General features: G+C 45.5%; 15 protein-coding genes. 4 read left to right on the forward strand and 11 right to left on the reverse strand.

The window, feature by feature from the left end; translation table 11 throughout:
* Nucleotides 1-99: 99 nt before the first annotated feature.
* The 7 genes from NLX82_RS20700 to isdC form a co-directional block, all read right to left on the reverse strand.
* Nucleotides 100-879: an ABC transporter ATP-binding protein gene (locus NLX82_RS20700; RefSeq protein ID WP_023990285.1), complete on the reverse strand. Its 780-nt coding sequence runs from the start codon at nucleotides 877-879 to the stop codon at nucleotides 100-102.
* Nucleotides 869-1852, reverse strand: coding sequence for a FecCD family ABC transporter permease (locus NLX82_RS20705; protein ID WP_028541843.1), 984 nt, complete (start codon nucleotides 1850-1852; stop codon nucleotides 869-871). Before NLX82_RS20705 ends, NLX82_RS20700 begins: the two co-directional genes overlap by 11 nt.
* 14 nt (nucleotides 1853-1866) lie before the next feature.
* On the reverse strand, nucleotides 1867-2826 hold the full coding sequence (gene isdE / locus NLX82_RS20710; protein WP_075154742.1) for a heme ABC transporter substrate-binding protein IsdE: 960 nt from the start codon (nucleotides 2824-2826) through the stop codon (nucleotides 1867-1869).
* A 282-nt stretch (nucleotides 2827-3108) separates the two neighbouring features.
* Nucleotides 3109-7101: an NEAT domain-containing protein gene (locus NLX82_RS20715; RefSeq protein WP_254349003.1), complete on the reverse strand. Its 3993-nt coding sequence runs from the start codon at nucleotides 7099-7101 to the stop codon at nucleotides 3109-3111.
* Between the two features lie 89 nt (nucleotides 7102-7190).
* Nucleotides 7191-7688: an NEAT domain-containing protein gene (locus NLX82_RS20720; protein ID WP_023990291.1), complete on the reverse strand. Its 498-nt coding sequence runs from the start codon at nucleotides 7686-7688 to the stop codon at nucleotides 7191-7193.
* Between the two features lie 32 nt (nucleotides 7689-7720).
* Nucleotides 7721-8191, reverse strand: a complete 471-nt coding sequence (locus tag NLX82_RS20725; RefSeq protein ID WP_254349004.1) for an NEAT domain-containing protein — start codon at nucleotides 8189-8191, stop codon at nucleotides 7721-7723.
* 72 nt (nucleotides 8192-8263) lie between these two features.
* Nucleotides 8264-8779, reverse strand: a complete 516-nt coding sequence (gene isdC / locus NLX82_RS20730) for a heme uptake protein IsdC (RefSeq protein ID WP_053326093.1) — start codon at nucleotides 8777-8779, stop codon at nucleotides 8264-8266.
* Between the two features lie 398 nt (nucleotides 8780-9177).
* On the opposite strand from isdC, the gene NLX82_RS20735 reads away from it, so the two are divergent.
* The 4 genes from NLX82_RS20735 to isdG are packed head-to-tail and all read left to right on the forward strand — an operon-like array spanning nucleotide 9178 to nucleotide 12306.
* Nucleotides 9178-10158 (forward strand): ABC transporter substrate-binding protein, encoded by a 981-nt coding sequence (locus NLX82_RS20735; protein ID WP_254349005.1) that lies wholly within the window; start codon nucleotides 9178-9180, stop codon nucleotides 10156-10158.
* 9 nt (nucleotides 10159-10167) lie between these two features.
* Complete coding sequence (locus NLX82_RS20740; protein WP_250245294.1) at nucleotides 10168-11166, forward strand: FecCD family ABC transporter permease; 999 nt, start codon at nucleotides 10168-10170, stop codon at nucleotides 11164-11166.
* Complete coding sequence (locus tag NLX82_RS20745) at nucleotides 11163-11954, forward strand: ABC transporter ATP-binding protein (protein WP_110455567.1); 792 nt, start codon at nucleotides 11163-11165, stop codon at nucleotides 11952-11954. Before NLX82_RS20740 ends, NLX82_RS20745 begins: the two co-directional genes overlap by 4 nt.
* 1 nt (nucleotide 11955) lies before the next feature.
* Nucleotides 11956-12306: a heme oxygenase gene (gene isdG, locus NLX82_RS20750; RefSeq protein ID WP_023990297.1), complete on the forward strand. Its 351-nt coding sequence runs from the start codon at nucleotides 11956-11958 to the stop codon at nucleotides 12304-12306.
* Between the two features lie 95 nt (nucleotides 12307-12401).
* On the opposite strand, the gene NLX82_RS20755 is transcribed toward isdG, so the two are convergent.
* From NLX82_RS20755 to NLX82_RS20765, 4 genes are all read right to left on the reverse strand, one after another.
* Entirely contained in the window at nucleotides 12402-13412 is a 1011-nt protein-coding gene (locus tag NLX82_RS20755) for an MBL fold metallo-hydrolase (RefSeq protein ID WP_075154749.1), read from the reverse strand.
* 211 nt (nucleotides 13413-13623) lie between these two features.
* Complete coding sequence (gene cydS, locus NLX82_RS27960) at nucleotides 13624-13734, reverse strand: cytochrome bd oxidase small subunit CydS family protein (protein WP_007432143.1); 111 nt, start codon at nucleotides 13732-13734, stop codon at nucleotides 13624-13626.
* Between the two features lie 6 nt (nucleotides 13735-13740).
* Entirely contained in the window at nucleotides 13741-14772 is a 1032-nt protein-coding gene (locus NLX82_RS20760) for a cytochrome d ubiquinol oxidase subunit II (RefSeq protein ID WP_023990300.1), read from the reverse strand.
* On the reverse strand, nucleotides 14769-16115 hold the full coding sequence (locus tag NLX82_RS20765; RefSeq protein ID WP_254349006.1) for a cytochrome ubiquinol oxidase subunit I: 1347 nt from the start codon (nucleotides 16113-16115) through the stop codon (nucleotides 14769-14771). The genes NLX82_RS20760 and NLX82_RS20765 overlap by 4 nt, the downstream gene beginning before the upstream one ends.
* Nucleotides 16116-16455 lie beyond the last annotated feature (340 nt).

Consider the following 16455-nt stretch of genomic DNA (forward strand, 5'->3'; position numbering starts at 1 on the left):
ATGGACCAGAACCATTTTCATGTTCTAAATTCGTTGAGATGCCGTTAGGACAGACGCGTTATTCAGTCGCGGCATTGATGTTCCATGCGCTTGTAATTGTCAGGAAACCCCGACACCTAACGGAATGAGGTACATGCCGACTTCATCATCCTGTTTGATTACGACCTCCACGTCATAGACCGTCTGGATCAGTTCAGATGTAACGACCTCTGTAGGTGGGCCGTTCGCTATAATACGCCCTTCCTTCATGGCAATCATCACATCGCTATACCGAATAGCCTGATTGATATCATGCAGCACCATCACGATTGTCAGTCCATGTTCCTGGTTTAACTGCCGAATGAGCTCTAAAATTTCAAGCTGGTAGTACATATCCAAATAGGTGGTCGGCTCATCCAAAAATAAAATTGGCGTCCGCTGTGCCAAGGCCATTGCAATCCATACACGCTGCCGTTCTCCTCCTGAGAGCTGATCCAATGTGCGAGTTCTACGTTCGTTCAGGTTAGTGCAGGCTATTGCCCACTCAATCGCCTCCTCATCCTCGTCACGCCTCGCTGTGAACATGTTCTTATGCGGCAACCTGCCGAAGCTTACGAGCTTTTCTACAGTCAAGTCGGAAGGTGCCTCGTTCTGCTGATGGACTACCGCCAGTTGACGGGCCAGCTCCTTGGGCTTGTAGTGGGCTATCTCCTTGCCGTCCAGAATCACTTGGCCCAAGCGGGGAACAGCATTGTTGGACATCACGCTGAGCAGCGTTGATTTGCCGCATCCGTTGGGACCGATAATGGTAGTGATCCGTCCCGACTCAATAACAGCATTAATAGCATGCAGACGATCTGTTTTCCGATCATAAGAGAAGGTTATATCCTTAATGTCCATAGGTGCGATCCGCCTTTCTGATCAGGAATATCAGGAACGGCCCGCCAATGACGGCCATAATAATAGAAGCCGGGATTTCATTGGGAGCAAGCACTGTCCGCCCCAGTGTATCCGCGAGCAGCAGCAGCAAGCCGCCGCATAAGGCGGAAAATGGAATCAACCACTTATGATCCGAGCCAACTAGGTAGCGGGCACAATGCGGAACGAGCAGACCGATAAAGGCAATCACTCCCGCGATGGCTGTAGCCGTTGCTGCAAGCAGCACTGCAATCACAGAAATCAAAAGTCGTGCACGCGTTACATTGAATCCCAGATTTTTAGCTGTTTTATCTTGAAGGGACAAGAAATTGCACCAAGAGAACACGAGCATGGCTAAAATTAGCCCAATCCCGCCATAGGTCACAATAACCTCGACATCTACCCATTTTTTCATAGACAAGGTTGAAGTGGTAACCTGATTAATGCTAGTGACTGCATAACTGCCTCGATAGTTAAACGACTGACCTAGGCCGGAAAAAATGGCGTTCACAGCCACCCCGATCAGAATGAGACGAATCGGATGCAAGCCAGATTTCCATGAAAAACCATAAACCATTAGACAGGCTAACGCACCGCCAATAAATGAAAAGAACGGCATCCAGAAATAAAGCGCAGGAAAGACCGTCACCGCAATCAGCGAGATCAATGCCGCTCCCGAAGAAATGCCGATAACCCCTGCATCCGCCAGTGGGTTTTTCATGACGGCTTGCAGCAAAACACCCGCTACTGCAAGTGCTGCACCTGCCATTACGGACACGAAAATTCTCGGTAGTCTCAGGTCCTTGACCACATTCACCTGATCATCTGTACCTGTCCACAATCCGGTCATCAACTGACTCAAATCCACCTTGAGACTGCCTGTCATCGCTGAATACAGCATGACGCCAACGAGCAAGACAATTACAACAATAAGGCTCCATACTTTTTTGGACATGTCATCAGCTTCCTTTAATTCGAAGGATACAGCATTTTCATCAGCTCATCCAGCGCCGAGTTTGCCGCTAAATTCCCTGTTGTGCCAAACAACGGTTCAGGCAGATCATAGACATGCCCATTTTTCACAGCGTTGAAATGCTTCCAGATATCGTTAGTTTTGAACTCTTCATCGAACATTTTCACTACTTCATCCGGCATCCCGTGTGCAGCGCGCAAAATGATATCGGGGTTGGATTGCTGCAAGGCTTCGGTATTGTGGGCAATGAACTCCACCTTCTCGCCCTGAACCACATTGGTTCCCCCTGCAATTTTAACCAGATCCCCAATATAGGAATGCTCGGTAGCCACCAGATAGCTTCCCGGTACTCCCAGCAAAATCAATACTTTAGGGGATTTCTTCCCTTTGATCTTTTGTTGAATCTCGGCTACTTTCGCATCCAAAGCTCCATTAATCTCTTTGGCCTTATCGGCTTTGCCAAACGTGTCTCCCAGCTTTTGAATTTCTTTTTGCATATTCGCGAGACTTTCAAAATTTAAAAATTCGGCATTGATTTTCAAATCTTTAAATTTAGGCTCCAGATCATATTTCAGTGTCGTCACCGACAGTACGTCCGTCGGCTTCAATGACATCACTTTTTCCATATCAGGACTCATCGGATTACCCACATCAGGCACATCCTTGTAACGGTCAGGCAGCACTTTTGTGCTTGTCGGCTTGCCTGCCAAATCCAGGCCCAGTGCATTCGTGATTTCCGCAATGGCTACCGTAGTCGCCACAATACGAGGAGCTTGAGCTTTACCGTCAGACGACTTTCCGGTTGCATTAGATATTGCCGCTGATTTCGAACCATCGCTCTGGTTCTGCCCGGCCTGTGCCCCTCCCGAACATCCAGCCAGCAACAAGATCACGATGCCGATTAACATATACAAACCAAATGTTTTTCCTTGAGCCAATGCTATATACCGTTTCATGAAAATCCAGTCACCTCAATTCAAAATATAGAAAAACAGTAGGAGCCCCAACTTTTCGGGTATCAGGATTTTGCAAAATTCGATCCCAGTCGCTCCAAGGTGCAATATATAGACGAACTAGACCATTTCGATCTACATATTGTTCATTAGAAGTCGCTTATTGGATTTTTGCAAATTCCTCGGGTATGTAAATGCTGACAAGTCTTGATGCCGGGGCACCAAGACTTGCTCGCATACAAACTTTGCTGTTATTCAGACTACATTGATTATCACAACCTGAGGCTACTTCGCTTTTAGGCTTGCTTCATCAAATTGAAACTGAACTGTATACCAGTGATCATACGGCACTCCACCAAGGACCAAGCCAGGCACAATGACGTGTGTGTAAGCACTGATTTTCTGGGACAAGTCCCCTACCTCGAATTGAACGACACGTGTATCGCCGGATTTCGAGATCACTTCTACATCTTTCAGGGTACCGTTTTGCTCCACTTGTAGAGTTGGCATCCAAGAGCTATTTTTCAAGGTCACTTGGATATAGCGCTTGTCTCCCTTTTCAATCAGTGTGGCTGGCTTGTCGAGATAACCGTCCATAACGGAAGCTTCACTCGTTTTGTCTTTAAATACGTTGTAATTAATCGTGTATTGCTTCTCGGAAGCCGTTTGAGCCGGTTGCTCAACTACTGGTTTTTTTTCTGTCACAAGTGTGGTCGTTTCTGCTGCCTTGTCCGTAGAAGCTGCTGTCGGTTCAGTAGCAGGTGCGTTTGTAGCTGCATTGACTCCCTCACCTTTAAGCGATGCACGGTCAAATTGAATCTGTCCGCCGAATTTCTCATTTAGAATGTATTTCTCAGGCAGATATACCTGTGTGTACACACTCAACTTTTTATCCAAATCAGGCACTTCGAATGCAATAGTGTGCGTGCCACCTTTGGTGTCTGAACCCATAATCGTCGGATTGGCATAACGGCCTTCAAAATCCGTTTGGAACAGCTTCAAAGCCTGGTTGTCCGTAACGGTTACATGGGCCTGAACCTTACCATTTTTCACAATCAATTTCGCCAGATTTTGTACAAAAGGAGCCGCTAGAGAATCCTTGTCCGTTCCGTTCGCCAGCACACGGAAGTTCGCACTGTACTCTCCATCCGCTAAGTTGTTTTTCCCTTGCTCTACTTCGTCTGCTTTAGTTTCGTTGTAGTAAGAAACATCACTGGTGTTAAATTTAAATTCAAAATCGTATACCTTCTCTACCCGATCCTCAGTCTTAAAGACCATCGGAGTGGAACTTGCCACTTTAGGGGCTTCATAGACAACCAGTTGGCCTTTTACATTGTTTTTAAAGTCATTCACGCTAAAACGAACGTGCTTCGTATTGCTTGTTGCATCTTCCTGTGTCACTTCTGCGTCTCGGTAGTCCCCGCTTGCGTTGTCCCAAATGCGCAGCGCCTTCACTTCATTACTGTTTTGCAGCTTCAGACCTACAAACCGTTTGTCGCCTTCCACGACCAATTGCGCCGATTCGTCAGTGATGAAGCGTTGAGCCGGAGAATCCACTCCTGTGGAACCATCAGACAAAACGATACTGAATTTCAAAGCATATTTACCATTGGCAAGCTTGTCGAAATCCAATTTAACAATGGGATCAGCTGCACCCGAAGAGGAAGGCTCGACAAAGCTGCGAATGGTAGCAGGCTCGAATTGATACTGCACATCATATACGTGATCATATGGGATGCCGCCCAAATCCAATCCAGGTACGATCACATGCGTATTCACTGTCACTTTATCCGAGAGATTTGGCACTTCAAATTGTACTGTTCTTGTATCTGCGGAGGTAGATTGATCGACAACCTGAGCCTCTGCACCATTTACTTTGAACGTTTTAATCCAACTGCTCTTGTCCATTTTGATCTGAATCACATTTTTACCGGACTGTCTTAGCAGCGTGGCTGGTTTCTGCATATAGCCATCCATCACAGATATTTCATTGCTTCCGTTTTTAAGTACAGAGAAATCAATGCTGTATCTGCCGTTTTCAGTCACGGGAGTTGTGCCGCCGTCTGTTCCTTTTACCGCAATGCTGCTGCGGTCAAATTGAAGACGAAGCTTATGATCCATCTCATAAACCCCACCTGGATAGGTCGTGCTCACATGTACCTGTGCATTCATAATAGCGTCCAAATCGGCCACTTTGAATTTCACAACACGTGTGTCCGCTTTCTTGTCCACGCTTACGATATCTGCATCTGTTAACGTTCCGTTTTGTTCTGTTTTGAACTCCGTCACTGTGGCGCTGTCTTTGATCGTGAAGGAAGCTTCATACTTGCCTTTTGATACCGTCAGTGTTGCCGGAGATAATAAATATTGCGCCATTGCCGATTTTTGATCTTTTGTTGCGTGCAATGCATTGAACTGGATCGAATACGTTCCATCAGCTAAAACTTTTCCTGGCGTACCTGGCGTCCCAGGATCAACCGGGGATGTTGCCGTTCCTAATTGGAGATCGACATTATATGTTTCCACATAATTTAACTCAGGCCAGTTGATGCTTACCCATGCGTTCAGCTTGGCAGGCACTTCTTTAACCTCAAATTCGATAACACGTGTATTCGCCGTTTGATTTTCGCTTACTACGGCCGTATTGGTCAATACTCCGTTTTGTTCTACTTTAAAGCCGTCAATCTGTTTGCTCTTTTTCAAAGTGAACTGTACATATTTCCTGCCCTTACGTTCAACCAGGGTACCCGGTTTTTCTGTATATCCATCCATCATGGACTTTTCACTTGAACCGTCTTTTAACAGCGTAAAGTCCAGATTTGACGTTACTGGAGTTGAACCGTTGTCCGTTCCTGGCTGGTCAAATTTAAGGCGTATTTTGTGGTCTGCACTATACGTACCCATGAGAATATGGACTTGTGCGTTCAAAACTGTATCCAGATTCGCTACCTTGAATTTCACCACACGCGTATTGGCTGTTTTGTCCTCACTTACAATATCCGCATCCGTCAACGTTCCATTTTGTTCTGTTTTGAATTCCGTTACTGTAGTGCTGTCTTTAATGGTGAAGGAAACTTCTTTTTGCCCCTTCAATACCGTCAAAGTCCCTGGAGACACCAGATATTGCGCCATTCTCGATGCTTGATCTTTTGTTGCATCCAGCGCATTAAAGTTAATAGAGTACGTTCCATCCGCCAAGGTCGGTGGTGCACTAGGGTCAGGTGTAATACTTGTGTCAAACTTGATTTGAACATGATACCAATGATCGTATGGTACTCCTCCCAGTTCCAAACCAGGCACAATCACATGAGTGTAAGCATTCAATTTATTGGATAAGTTGCTTACTTCAAACTCAACCGTACGCTGATTAGCGTCACTAACCTCTGAAATAGTTGCTGCTTCTACAAATTTACCGTTTTGCTCTGTTTGAAATGAAGGAATCCAGCTACTGTTATTAAACGTCAGTTGAATATACCATTTATCTCCTTTTTGAACGAGCTTTGCAGGCTTTGAGGCGTAACCGTCCATCACAGAAACTTCTTCTGATTTGTCCTTCAGTATTGTAAAATTAAGGACACCCGGTTTCAAGGGAACTTCCGGCTCAGGTGAAGGGGTAGGGGGAGTTACGGGTCCCTCTTTTAAAGCTATAGTTGATGGATCAAATTCAATCCAGTTTTGTCTGAGTCTATTATTTAAATTGTAATTCACATCAATTTTCTGTTCCAAATTATACACATCAAATGTTACTGTTCGTGGTTCATACGTCTTTTCCCCTTTTACTAAATCTGAAATATGGGCAGGAACGGTTTCTCCGTTTTGTCTAAATTCGATATCTGTAAAGGGAGTATTAGGATTGTCGAGAATTAAAGAAACATGATACGTAGCCTGCCCTACAGTAGAACTCTGTTCAACCGTCAACGTAGCTGGCTTTAGGAACATATCATTATAAGGGGAAGTCACTACCCCTGACACCTTGCTTTCACTTTTAACAACGTAGCTAATAGAATATTCATTAGTATCCTTCACAGTGCTGGAACTCTGTGAGTCTGCGGCTGCTACTGTGTACGCACTTGCCACATCTACTGTTGGAACCACTTCTTCTGGACTTGGCTCTATCGGATATACATCTTGCGTCACAGAGGGCTCGGATACACCAGATTCAGTTGATGAGCTTGTCTCATCAGAAGCAGATACGGTCGGAGCAAATGGGAAAACAACTGAGAGCAGCATAACAATAGCTGCAAACGTCATTAAGTATTTTTTCAATTGCCTTTTCAAGTGTATTAATCCCCCTACTTAAAATATACTCATTTGGAGCTCAATAGAATTCCAAATGAGTATAAGATCAATGTATAATTACTCCACTATTAGATGGAATCTTCGTCAAATAAAAATTGAACAGTGTAATCGTGATCATATGGAATGCCGCCAGTGTATTCTTTAGGCACACTTACATGCAACTTAACATTCAATTTTTGGGAAAAACTACTTACAGGGAACTCTACTATTCTTGTATCACCTGAGGTACTTACCACACTCGCATTTACATACTGGCCGTTTTGTTGCGTTTTGAATTCAGTGACCCAAGCACTTTTAGTAATAGCTACTCTAACTTTGTATTGACCATTATTAGCGATTAATGTAGCGGGTTTGGCGACATAACCGTTTGAGTCCATGTATGAGGTTTCATTGGTACCATCTTTGTACACTGTATAATCAACGTTATACGTTCCATTAGGCAAAGCCGCATTCGCTTTATTGGCAGAAAATGGAGCTAGTACCACAAAAACAAGCGCTGCCATCAGTACAGTAAGCATTACTTTTTTCAAAGACAATTTTTCCATACGATTCATAATCATGTTCATGTTTTTAATCTCCTTTTACGTTTTATTTTGGATTAGATTTCGTCGAACTGCAGTTGTACATCGTACTTGCCTGTGTAGCCGATTACTGGAATTGTGATCTCAGCGTAAGCATTCACTTTTGCATTCAGATCAGCAACTTCGAATTCCACTACACGAGTGTTGCTAGCAGTATCTGTGCTTACTACAGTCGCATCTTGCAGTACGCCATTTTGCTCTACTTTGAACGTTGTAATCAGATTGCTGCTTTTCACAGTCAGACGAACGACATTTTTGCCATTAGCTACTGTAACCTGAGCAGGCTTCGTCAGGTAGCTATCCAATCGAGAAGTCTCATTGGTTTGATCCTTCAGAACGGTATAGTCTACGTTATACGTGCCGTCGGCTGCTGCTGCCGCTTTAGCTGAGAATGGAGCAACGAGGGCAAAAACAAGCGCTGTCATGATCAATGCGACGAATACCTTCTTAAAAGAAAATTGCTCAAAGCGATTCATTACCATATTCATATCTACACACACTCCTCAATTTTTTATGCTTGAATTTATGTTGATTTTATGAACGATAAAGATAACTTGAATTTACTTCTTGGAAGATTTAGTTGATTTCGCTGGCTGAACGGCTGTTACTTTTTTGACGCTTTTGGAATCAAAAGCGAAGCGGATCGTATAGTCATGATCGTAGTTATACGCAGGGACAGTAACATGAATTTTAGAGATTAGCGGGCTGTTCACACTCGTAATTGGAAATTGTACGGTGCGGGTATCGGTTTTGGCATCCTTATGGATGACCTTTGTATCGATGATTTTGCCTTTGTAATCTACTTTAAACCCAGTTGTCCATTCGCTATGATTCAGCTTAATTTGCATGGTCATTTGACCTTTTTTTACATACAACTTAGCTGGTTTTTCAAAATAATCATTAGCCATGGACACCGAATCATTTTCTGCCTTGAGGATATTGTATTTGAGCGTGTATGTACCATCCGCCAATTTTGGAGAAGCCGCAGCGGCTACTACAGATGACGAAGTTGGCCAAAAGCTCAGCACACTCACCAGCAGAAACACAGCAATAATTGCAGAATACCCCTTCTTCATTATGACAGCAGTCCCTCCCCACGAGAATTTAAGTAATTGATTATCATTCTCAATTGATAATTAAAAAAAATAGCTCTTTTTGAGCCGTGTCTTCCCACCTTTCTATTCCAGAATTTCGCAAAATAAAGTAAACCCATCACCAATATATCTTACACTTTTCGAAAATGTCAATATGTATTTGCATGTACATAACCCCTTGATATATGCTATTTTTTAAGAAAAATTTGTAGTTCCTTCTTCTATAATTCGAATATATCCCTTTTGTTTTTAGTTCAAAATTTATTTAAAAATTTGCTTTTTTCAATTGACAATCCCCAGTGATATTCATTATCATTCTCTTATACATAAATGAAAATGATTATCATTATTGTTTAAATCAAAATTGCAGGAGGAATAACATGAAATCTTATGTGTTGTGGTCGTCCGCAGCGCTTTTATTGGCAGTTACCGGATGTAGTAATGGTGCCTCGACCGCAGATCACAAACCAACCAGTGCATCCGTATCTGCCACTTCTGGCACGACAAGCAGTGCGGTGATTCAAGTTACTGATTTTTCTAAACGGACGTTAGCGTTTCAAAAGGTCCCTCAACATATCATTGCGCTCAGCAATGGCGATCTGGATATCATATACGCATTGGGTGGAACTGCCGTGGGCAGGCCCAACTCCAATGGACCTGCCATCGTACCTGCTGCTGAGAACGTTCAGCAAGTAGGCTCCACTCATGAAGTCGATCTGGAGAAAATTACGATGCTCAAACCGGATGTCGTGCTAGGCAATTATCCTATGAATGAAAAAGACATTCCAGCCATTGAAGGAGTCGGTTCACAGCTGCTGCTGACAGGAGCCAATTCAGTTCACGATATTCAGTCGCAAATTACGCTGTTCGGGCAATTACTGCAAAAGCAGGCTCAGGCCGTGAAGCTGAACCAGCGAATTGACCAACAAGTAGCTAAGCTGCAAAAGGAAACCGCTTCTGCCTCCAAACCGAAGGTGTTGCTCGTCTACGGAGCCCCGGCTACGTATATGGCGGCACTGCCGAATTCACTGAGTGGAAACATTCTGGAAGCTGCAGGTGGCTCCAACATCGCCGCTGATTTTCCGGGCCTGCAAAATTTCCCACAATATGCGCAGCTGAACACAGAACGCATCATACAGGCTGACCCTGACTACATCTTCATCATGACCCATGGCAATACGGAAGATGTTAAGGCCGCATTTATAAAAGAAATGCAGGAAAATGCAGCTTGGAACGGAATCCGAGCAGTCAAAAACAATCAGGTCGAGGTTTTACCTTCAGACCTGTTCGGTACGAATCCGGGCACACGTGTCACTAAAGCGCTGGATTTGATGCATCAAAAGCTGTATCCGGCGAAATAGGTGATGGAGATGAACAAACTACAGCGCGCCAGAAGACGCACCATCGCCTGGATTACCCTTCCGATTCTACTGCTGGCCGTCTCTGTGTACGGTCTGGCCTACGGCTCGGTGTCGATTCCACTTCAAGAAATTAATCATGTTTTGCTACATAATGATGAATCTACATATCGCACGATCCTGATGGATCTCCGGCTACCCAGAGTATTAGTAGGTTTACTGGTAGGAGCTTGTCTCGCAGCTTCCGGAGCACTTCTTCAAGGTGTCATGAAAAATCCATTGGCTGACCCTGGCATTATTGGTGTATCGGCAGGAGGTGGACTTGCCGCCGTCATTACCATGGTGATGCTTCCACAGCTTAGCTACCTTCTTCCGATAACCGCCTTTTTGGGAGCCTTTCTGAGCGCAATCGTCATTTATCTGCTGGCTTGGGACCGAGGGGCATCGCCTGTTAAAATTGTGCTCGCTGGCGTTGCGATCAACGCGCTGCTGGGCGCACTCACCAACGGCGTAATGGTCATGTACAGCGACCGCGTACAGGCCGTTCTTCCTTGGCTATCCGGCGGATTAAACGGAAGAAGTTGGCATCATCTAGAGTTCATGGCTCCTTACGCCATCATTGGATTAATCGCCTCTTTCTTTGCGATTAAACCTGCTAATCTACTGCTGCTGGGCGACGATTCAGCACAGCTGCTGGGCCAGCGAGTAGAGCTTCAACGCATGCTCATTATCCTGCTTTCTGCCCTGCTTGCCGGTACAGCAGTCAGTGTAGCCGGGTTGATCGGCTTTGTAGGACTGGTCGTTCCCCATGTCATACGGCTGCTGATCGGGGAAGATTATCGTTTCCTCCTTCCCCTTTCCATTGTGGGCGGCGGAACGCTGGTTGTTCTCGCAGATACGGTGGCGCGATCCTGGTTTGACCCGATTGAACTGCCTGTAGGTATTTTGCTGGCCGTCATCGGGGCACCGTTCTTCTTAATCCTGCTCAAGAAACGGGGGAATTTTGGATGACAGCCATTCAGGGTGAGCATATCTCCATACAACGTGGGTATTTCAAGCTGGACGATGTGAATATCACCTTGCCCGCTGGTCAGCTCACCGCGATCGTCGGACCGAACGGTTCAGGCAAGTCCACGCTTTTGCGGATCATGACCCGGCTGCTCAAGCAGGATCAGGGTCAGGTTTCCGTCCTCGGCAAGCCCGTGCAGGAATACAAGCGGCGTGATTTTGCCCAGACGATTACAATGCTACCGCAAATGAAGGATATGCTGCCGTTATTGACGGTCCGCGAGCTGGTCGCTTACGGAAGATCTCCTCATGCCAAGGGCTTGAGGGTACGCCATACCGGACAGGACCAGCAAATCGTGGACCATGTCATGAAGATCACGGGCATCCAGCCCTATGCAGATCGGATGTTCCATACTCTATCGGGAGGTGAACAACAAAAAGCACGAATTGCAATGGCCTTGGCCCAACAAACGGATATTCTTTTGCTCGATGAACCGACCACTTTTCTGGATATCGCCCACCAATTTGAAGTTATGGATATGCTGCGGCGTATCAATCACGAGTCCGGCTTGACGATTGTTATGGTACTGCATGATTTGCAGCAAGCTGCGGCCTATTGTCATCATATGATTGCGCTTAAAAAGGGACGAATCGCCGTTGCCGGCGAACCCCGTGAGATTTTGACGTCTGCTTTTCTTCGCGACATTTATGAAATGAACGCTACCATCAAATTTGAGAATGGCTATCCGGTTATTATACCGACCATACCACATCATTCAGGAGGAATTTAATATGGTTATCGTTACAAATACATCTAAAATCACACCGGGCAATGCACATCTACTCATCGAAAGATTTAACAAAGAAGGAAAAGTTGAAAAAATGGAAGGTTTTCTCGGTCTGGAAGTGCTGCTGACTGAAAACACGAAGGATTATGAGGAAGTAACGATCAGTACACGCTGGAAAGAAAAGGAGAACTTCCAAGGCTGGACGAAAAGCGAAGCATTCCGCGAATCCCATAGCCACCGTCAAATTCCGGACTATATTATTGAAAATAAAATCACGTTCTATGAAGTTAAAATCGTTCGTCATCCCATCGCCAACAGCGATTCCTCTTTGGCGAGTGATACGGAAGCAGTTTAATCCTGCATCACAGCCTAAAAACAAAAAAAGCGACTCCGCAGACAATATCAATTGTCCGCAGAGTCGCTTTTTCTATAAGGATTATGTCGAATTCCTCAGATTGTAGTTGAGCAGCGACGTCCAATTTTCAGCGTCTCTCCGTGCCCCAGAACATGAATGCGTTCCTTCGCAATACCCATACGCTCACGCTCCGCTTCGAGACGATCCAGCGCCTCTCTTGGCGTATCATCCGCCAGCTTGAAGGCTCCGTAGTGCATCGGAATCATCTGATCTGCGCCGCAATCTACAAACCCTTGCAATGCCTCCTCCGGTGTCACATGCTGCGAGGTCATGAACCATTCCGGTTCATACGCACCAATCGGCATAAAGGTCAGGTCAATGGCAAAGCGTTCGCCAATCTCCTTAAACCCACGAAAATATCCAGTGTCTCCCACAAAATACAACGTCGGTGTATGCTCTGAATCTGTATTCGAATGAGGATGAGGTTCCGTGACGGACGTGGCAGAGCCAATCACCTGCTGCTCATTTTGCAGAACGTATCCCCCCCAATGCGAAGTGTTCGTATCAAACGGCGTGCGTCGTGTCCAATGCTGGGCTGGAACAAACGTAAATCGCACCCCTCCTACCGTAAGATGCTCCCACCATTGCAGCTCATGACAGTTACGAAAACCTTTGCGGATCATTTTCGCCTTTAACCCCGTGGGTACGAGCATCAGCGTATCTGCACGATATAATTTCCGCAACGATTCTAAATGTAAATGATCATAATGTGAATGAGACAGCAGAATGATGTCCAGTGGTGGTACATCCTGAATACGAATGCCGGGCGGAGCCAACCTTTTATCAAAAGCCATACGCTCTGCCCATACCGGATCGGTGACGATATTCAGCCCAAGATACTGGATGAAAAAGGTGGAATGTCCCACCCAGGTGGCTGTCGCCATCTCCCGATTGCTATGCAGGAACTCCAACTCTGGAGGATGGTTTGGCACAACGAACGTATAATCCTTTATTTTGCTGCGTCGCTCCTGCCGCCATTGTCTGAATTGCTTAATTGTTTTATCGGTATTTACATGATCCATATTGTTAAAACGAACTTTGGGCATGATGCAGCTCCCTCCCTGATGAACCCGTTCTCCAAAAAACGCAGCGGTTCAATTTAACTATATATTGTCACTCGAGTGTGAACATAAAATGATGCAACATCCTGATATATGTAAAGTATAATTCAATCACGTCTGTAAAGGAAATTCTGCGATAATACAGCAAAAACAGACCTCCCGAATCAATCAGGAAGGCCTGTTCCACCTGTTGTTGTCAGTCTTGTGGATTTTTAAAGCGTGCCGAATAAATAAACAAAAACACAATCGCCACGACAATAATGATAGGTGACTCGTACATAATCGTAAAATGCTCGAAAGCAGCCACTCTAACTCACCCTTTCTTCCCTTCATGTCCGCGCACATATTTTGCATCGAACAGAAACAATCTTAATATCAGGATTAGCGAAGGGATCAGCACCAGCAGACCCGCAACAAACGCCGTAATCAATGCATACGCCATCGTAGAATTTGTAAAGCTGTCGTAGACATTAATGTAGGGATACAGAACATACGGGAGATGCGAGCGGCCGTAGCCATACCAGGCAAATGCAAATTGCAGCATCACCAATATGAATGAAACCCCCAGATGCCGCCGCTGCCATACCAGATAAACTGCTCCCGCAAAGCATATGAAGGATGCAACAAACATCCAGGCTATGTTCAGCATATTGGTAAAATGATCTGGATTTTGTTTGTTAATCTGAAAAAATGCGAGCAGACTCGCCAAAATCGTAGGAGCACTCCAGAGCAACGCGTACCCTCGTACGATTTCGAAAGCAACCTTGTCCCCTGCCCTTTTGGCATAAAAGGACAAAAACATCGCCGAGATATACAATACACTCACCAGCGCCAGAATAATAACCGCCCACGTGTAGGGGTTGCTTAATAGCTGGCCCCATTGCAGATGAACACCTGTGCTGTTTTCTACAATAATGCCGCCTTCCGAAATGGCAAGAACCGTGGATAGTGCCGCCGGAATCAGCAACCCTGTCGCACCGTATAACGCCATGTAGACGATATTATTTTTACCGGAATGCCCATACGTATTGTATGCATAATACACTCCTCGGATGGCAAGAAGCACAATCGCAATACTGCCGGGAACGAGTAACGCCGTACCATAGTAATATGCCGCATCCGGGAAGAACCCGTTTAATCCCACCACAAAAAAGATGAGAAATACGTTTGTTACCTCCCACACCGGGGACAGATACCGTTGAATGATATTGTGGATTTTGTTCTGGTGGCCTGTTAACACACTGTAAAAGCTGAAAAACCCTGCACCAAAATCAATGGATGCCACAAGCAAATATCCGAACAGGAACGTCCACAAAATGGCGATACCTACAATCTCATAGCTCACTTGCCTTCAGCCCCTTCCAGGCCCAGCTGCCTTATCTCTTCTACCGCATCCTTATTGCGGAATAGCTTGCTGAGTACCTTAATGGCCGAGAAACACAACACCAGATACAAAATAACAAACAGCATCAGCATCCACCCGACACTCGTAGAAGTGGTCGCTGCTTCGGAGACTTTCATATATCCGCGTAAAATCCACGGCTGTCTACCGACCTCCGCAAACATCCATCCGAGCTCAATAGCTACCATCGCCATCGGCCCCACCAGAATGAGCGCCAACAGCAGCCATCTGGGGTATGGTTTGCGACCTGGCAAACGCTTGCGGATCAGATATAGCAGCGGAATGACGAGAATCAGCACCCCTGTAGTGATTTTGAGGTCAAACATATAATGGATAGACAGTGGCGGACGCTGATCTACGGGATAATCATTTAAGCCCTTGACCTCCGTACTGGGCAGGTTCCCGGCCAACACACTAAGTGCATAAGGCACTTTCAGCGCATACTTGATTTCACCGTTCTTATCCATATATCCGCCATATACGAAGGGCGCGTGCGTCATCGTATCAAAATGCCATTCGGCGGCGGCCAGCTTCTCTGGCTGATATTTGGCCAGAAATTTACCGGATGCATCTCCAATCATCACGGTACTGATGGCAAACACAATGGTACAGGTAGCAGTCAGCTTCAGCGCCTTTTTGAAATAAGGGTGATTACGTCCCCTCAGCATGCTGTAAGCCACCAGTCCCATCAGCACCCCAGCGCTCAATGTATACGAAGAAGCCAGTACATGAGAGACTTTAGTCGGGGTAGCCGGATTTAGCATGGCCTGGATGGGATGAATATCAGTCATGACTCCATTTTTGAGTGTAAAACCTTGAGGTTGGTTCATGAACGAGTTCACAGTCGTAATAAAAACCGCTGATGCAGATGAGGCAATCGCTACCGGGATGAGCAGCATCAGGTGAAAATATTTGCTTTTAAACCGATCCCAGGTATACAAGTAGATGCCCAGGAATATAGCTTCGATGAAAAAAGCAAACGTCTCCAAAAACAGGGGCAGCGCAATCGCTTGTCCAGCCACCCGCATAAAGGTGGGCCAAAGCAAGCTGAGCTGTAGACCAATGGAGGTGCCTGTAACGACACCCACGGCAACGGTAATGACAAACCCTCGCGCCCACCGTCGGGCCAGCAGTGTATAATGCGGATCACCGGTTCGCAGCCCACGCCATTCTGCTAGTGCAATCATTAAGGGTACGCCAACGCCGATGGATGCAAATACGATATGAACAAACAGGGTAATTCCGGTCAGCATCCGGCTTAGCAATACAGGGTCCAGTGAAGACAAATGGGTTTCACTCCTTTATTTCACATTTTAAACATCGCGGATCACTCTGGATTACCAACTAAGGAGTCAAGCGAGCTATGCTTTTAATTACGGCATATAGCATAATGGCCGCAATTACTATACATACAATAATGAGCGTTCTTTCCTGCTTGCGGAACATAGGAACGCCTCCTTCACTTATCTATTGGCGCATTTTGGTAACCTATTCACAGTTTGGTTCATTCTTCCGAGTTTTAACCCTGCTTCTGTATTGAATGTAGCCGTATTTCTTTTTAGATATTGTCTTATGCATTTCAATACGTTATATTGATATATAGTTAGATAACCTAATTATATGAAA

It is taken from the genome of Paenibacillus sp. A3M_27_13 (assembly GCF_024213315.1).
Lineage (GTDB): Bacteria > Bacillota > Bacilli > Paenibacillales > Paenibacillaceae > Paenibacillus > Paenibacillus polymyxa_B.

What these genes read in the sequence shown, in the direction of transcription:
- NLX82_RS20700 (WP_023990285.1), bottom strand. Translation starts at nt 879, where the DNA reads ATGGACATTAAGGATATAACCTTCTCTTATGATCGGAAAACAGATCGT.
- NLX82_RS20705 (WP_028541843.1), bottom strand. Translation starts at nt 1,852, where the DNA reads ATGTCCAAAAAAGTATGGAGCCTTATTGTTGTAATTGTCTTGCTCGTT.
- isdE (WP_075154742.1), bottom strand. Translation starts at nt 2,826, where the DNA reads ATGAAACGGTATATAGCATTGGCTCAAGGAAAAACATTTGGTTTGTAT.
- NLX82_RS20720 (WP_023990291.1), bottom strand. Translation starts at nt 7,688, where the DNA reads ATGAACATGATTATGAATCGTATGGAAAAATTGTCTTTGAAAAAAGTA.
- NLX82_RS20725 (WP_254349004.1), bottom strand. Translation starts at nt 8,191, where the DNA reads ATGAATATGGTAATGAATCGCTTTGAGCAATTTTCTTTTAAGAAGGTA.
- isdC (WP_053326093.1), bottom strand. Translation starts at nt 8,779, where the DNA reads ATGAAGAAGGGGTATTCTGCAATTATTGCTGTGTTTCTGCTGGTGAGT.
- NLX82_RS20735 (WP_254349005.1), top strand. Translation starts at nt 9,178, where the DNA reads ATGAAATCTTATGTGTTGTGGTCGTCCGCAGCGCTTTTATTGGCAGTT.
- NLX82_RS20740 (WP_250245294.1), top strand. Translation starts at nt 10,168, where the DNA reads ATGAACAAACTACAGCGCGCCAGAAGACGCACCATCGCCTGGATTACC.
- NLX82_RS20745 (WP_110455567.1), top strand. Translation starts at nt 11,163, where the DNA reads ATGACAGCCATTCAGGGTGAGCATATCTCCATACAACGTGGGTATTTC.
- isdG (WP_023990297.1), top strand. Translation starts at nt 11,956, where the DNA reads ATGGTTATCGTTACAAATACATCTAAAATCACACCGGGCAATGCACAT.
- NLX82_RS20755 (WP_075154749.1), bottom strand. Translation starts at nt 13,412, where the DNA reads ATGCCCAAAGTTCGTTTTAACAATATGGATCATGTAAATACCGATAAA.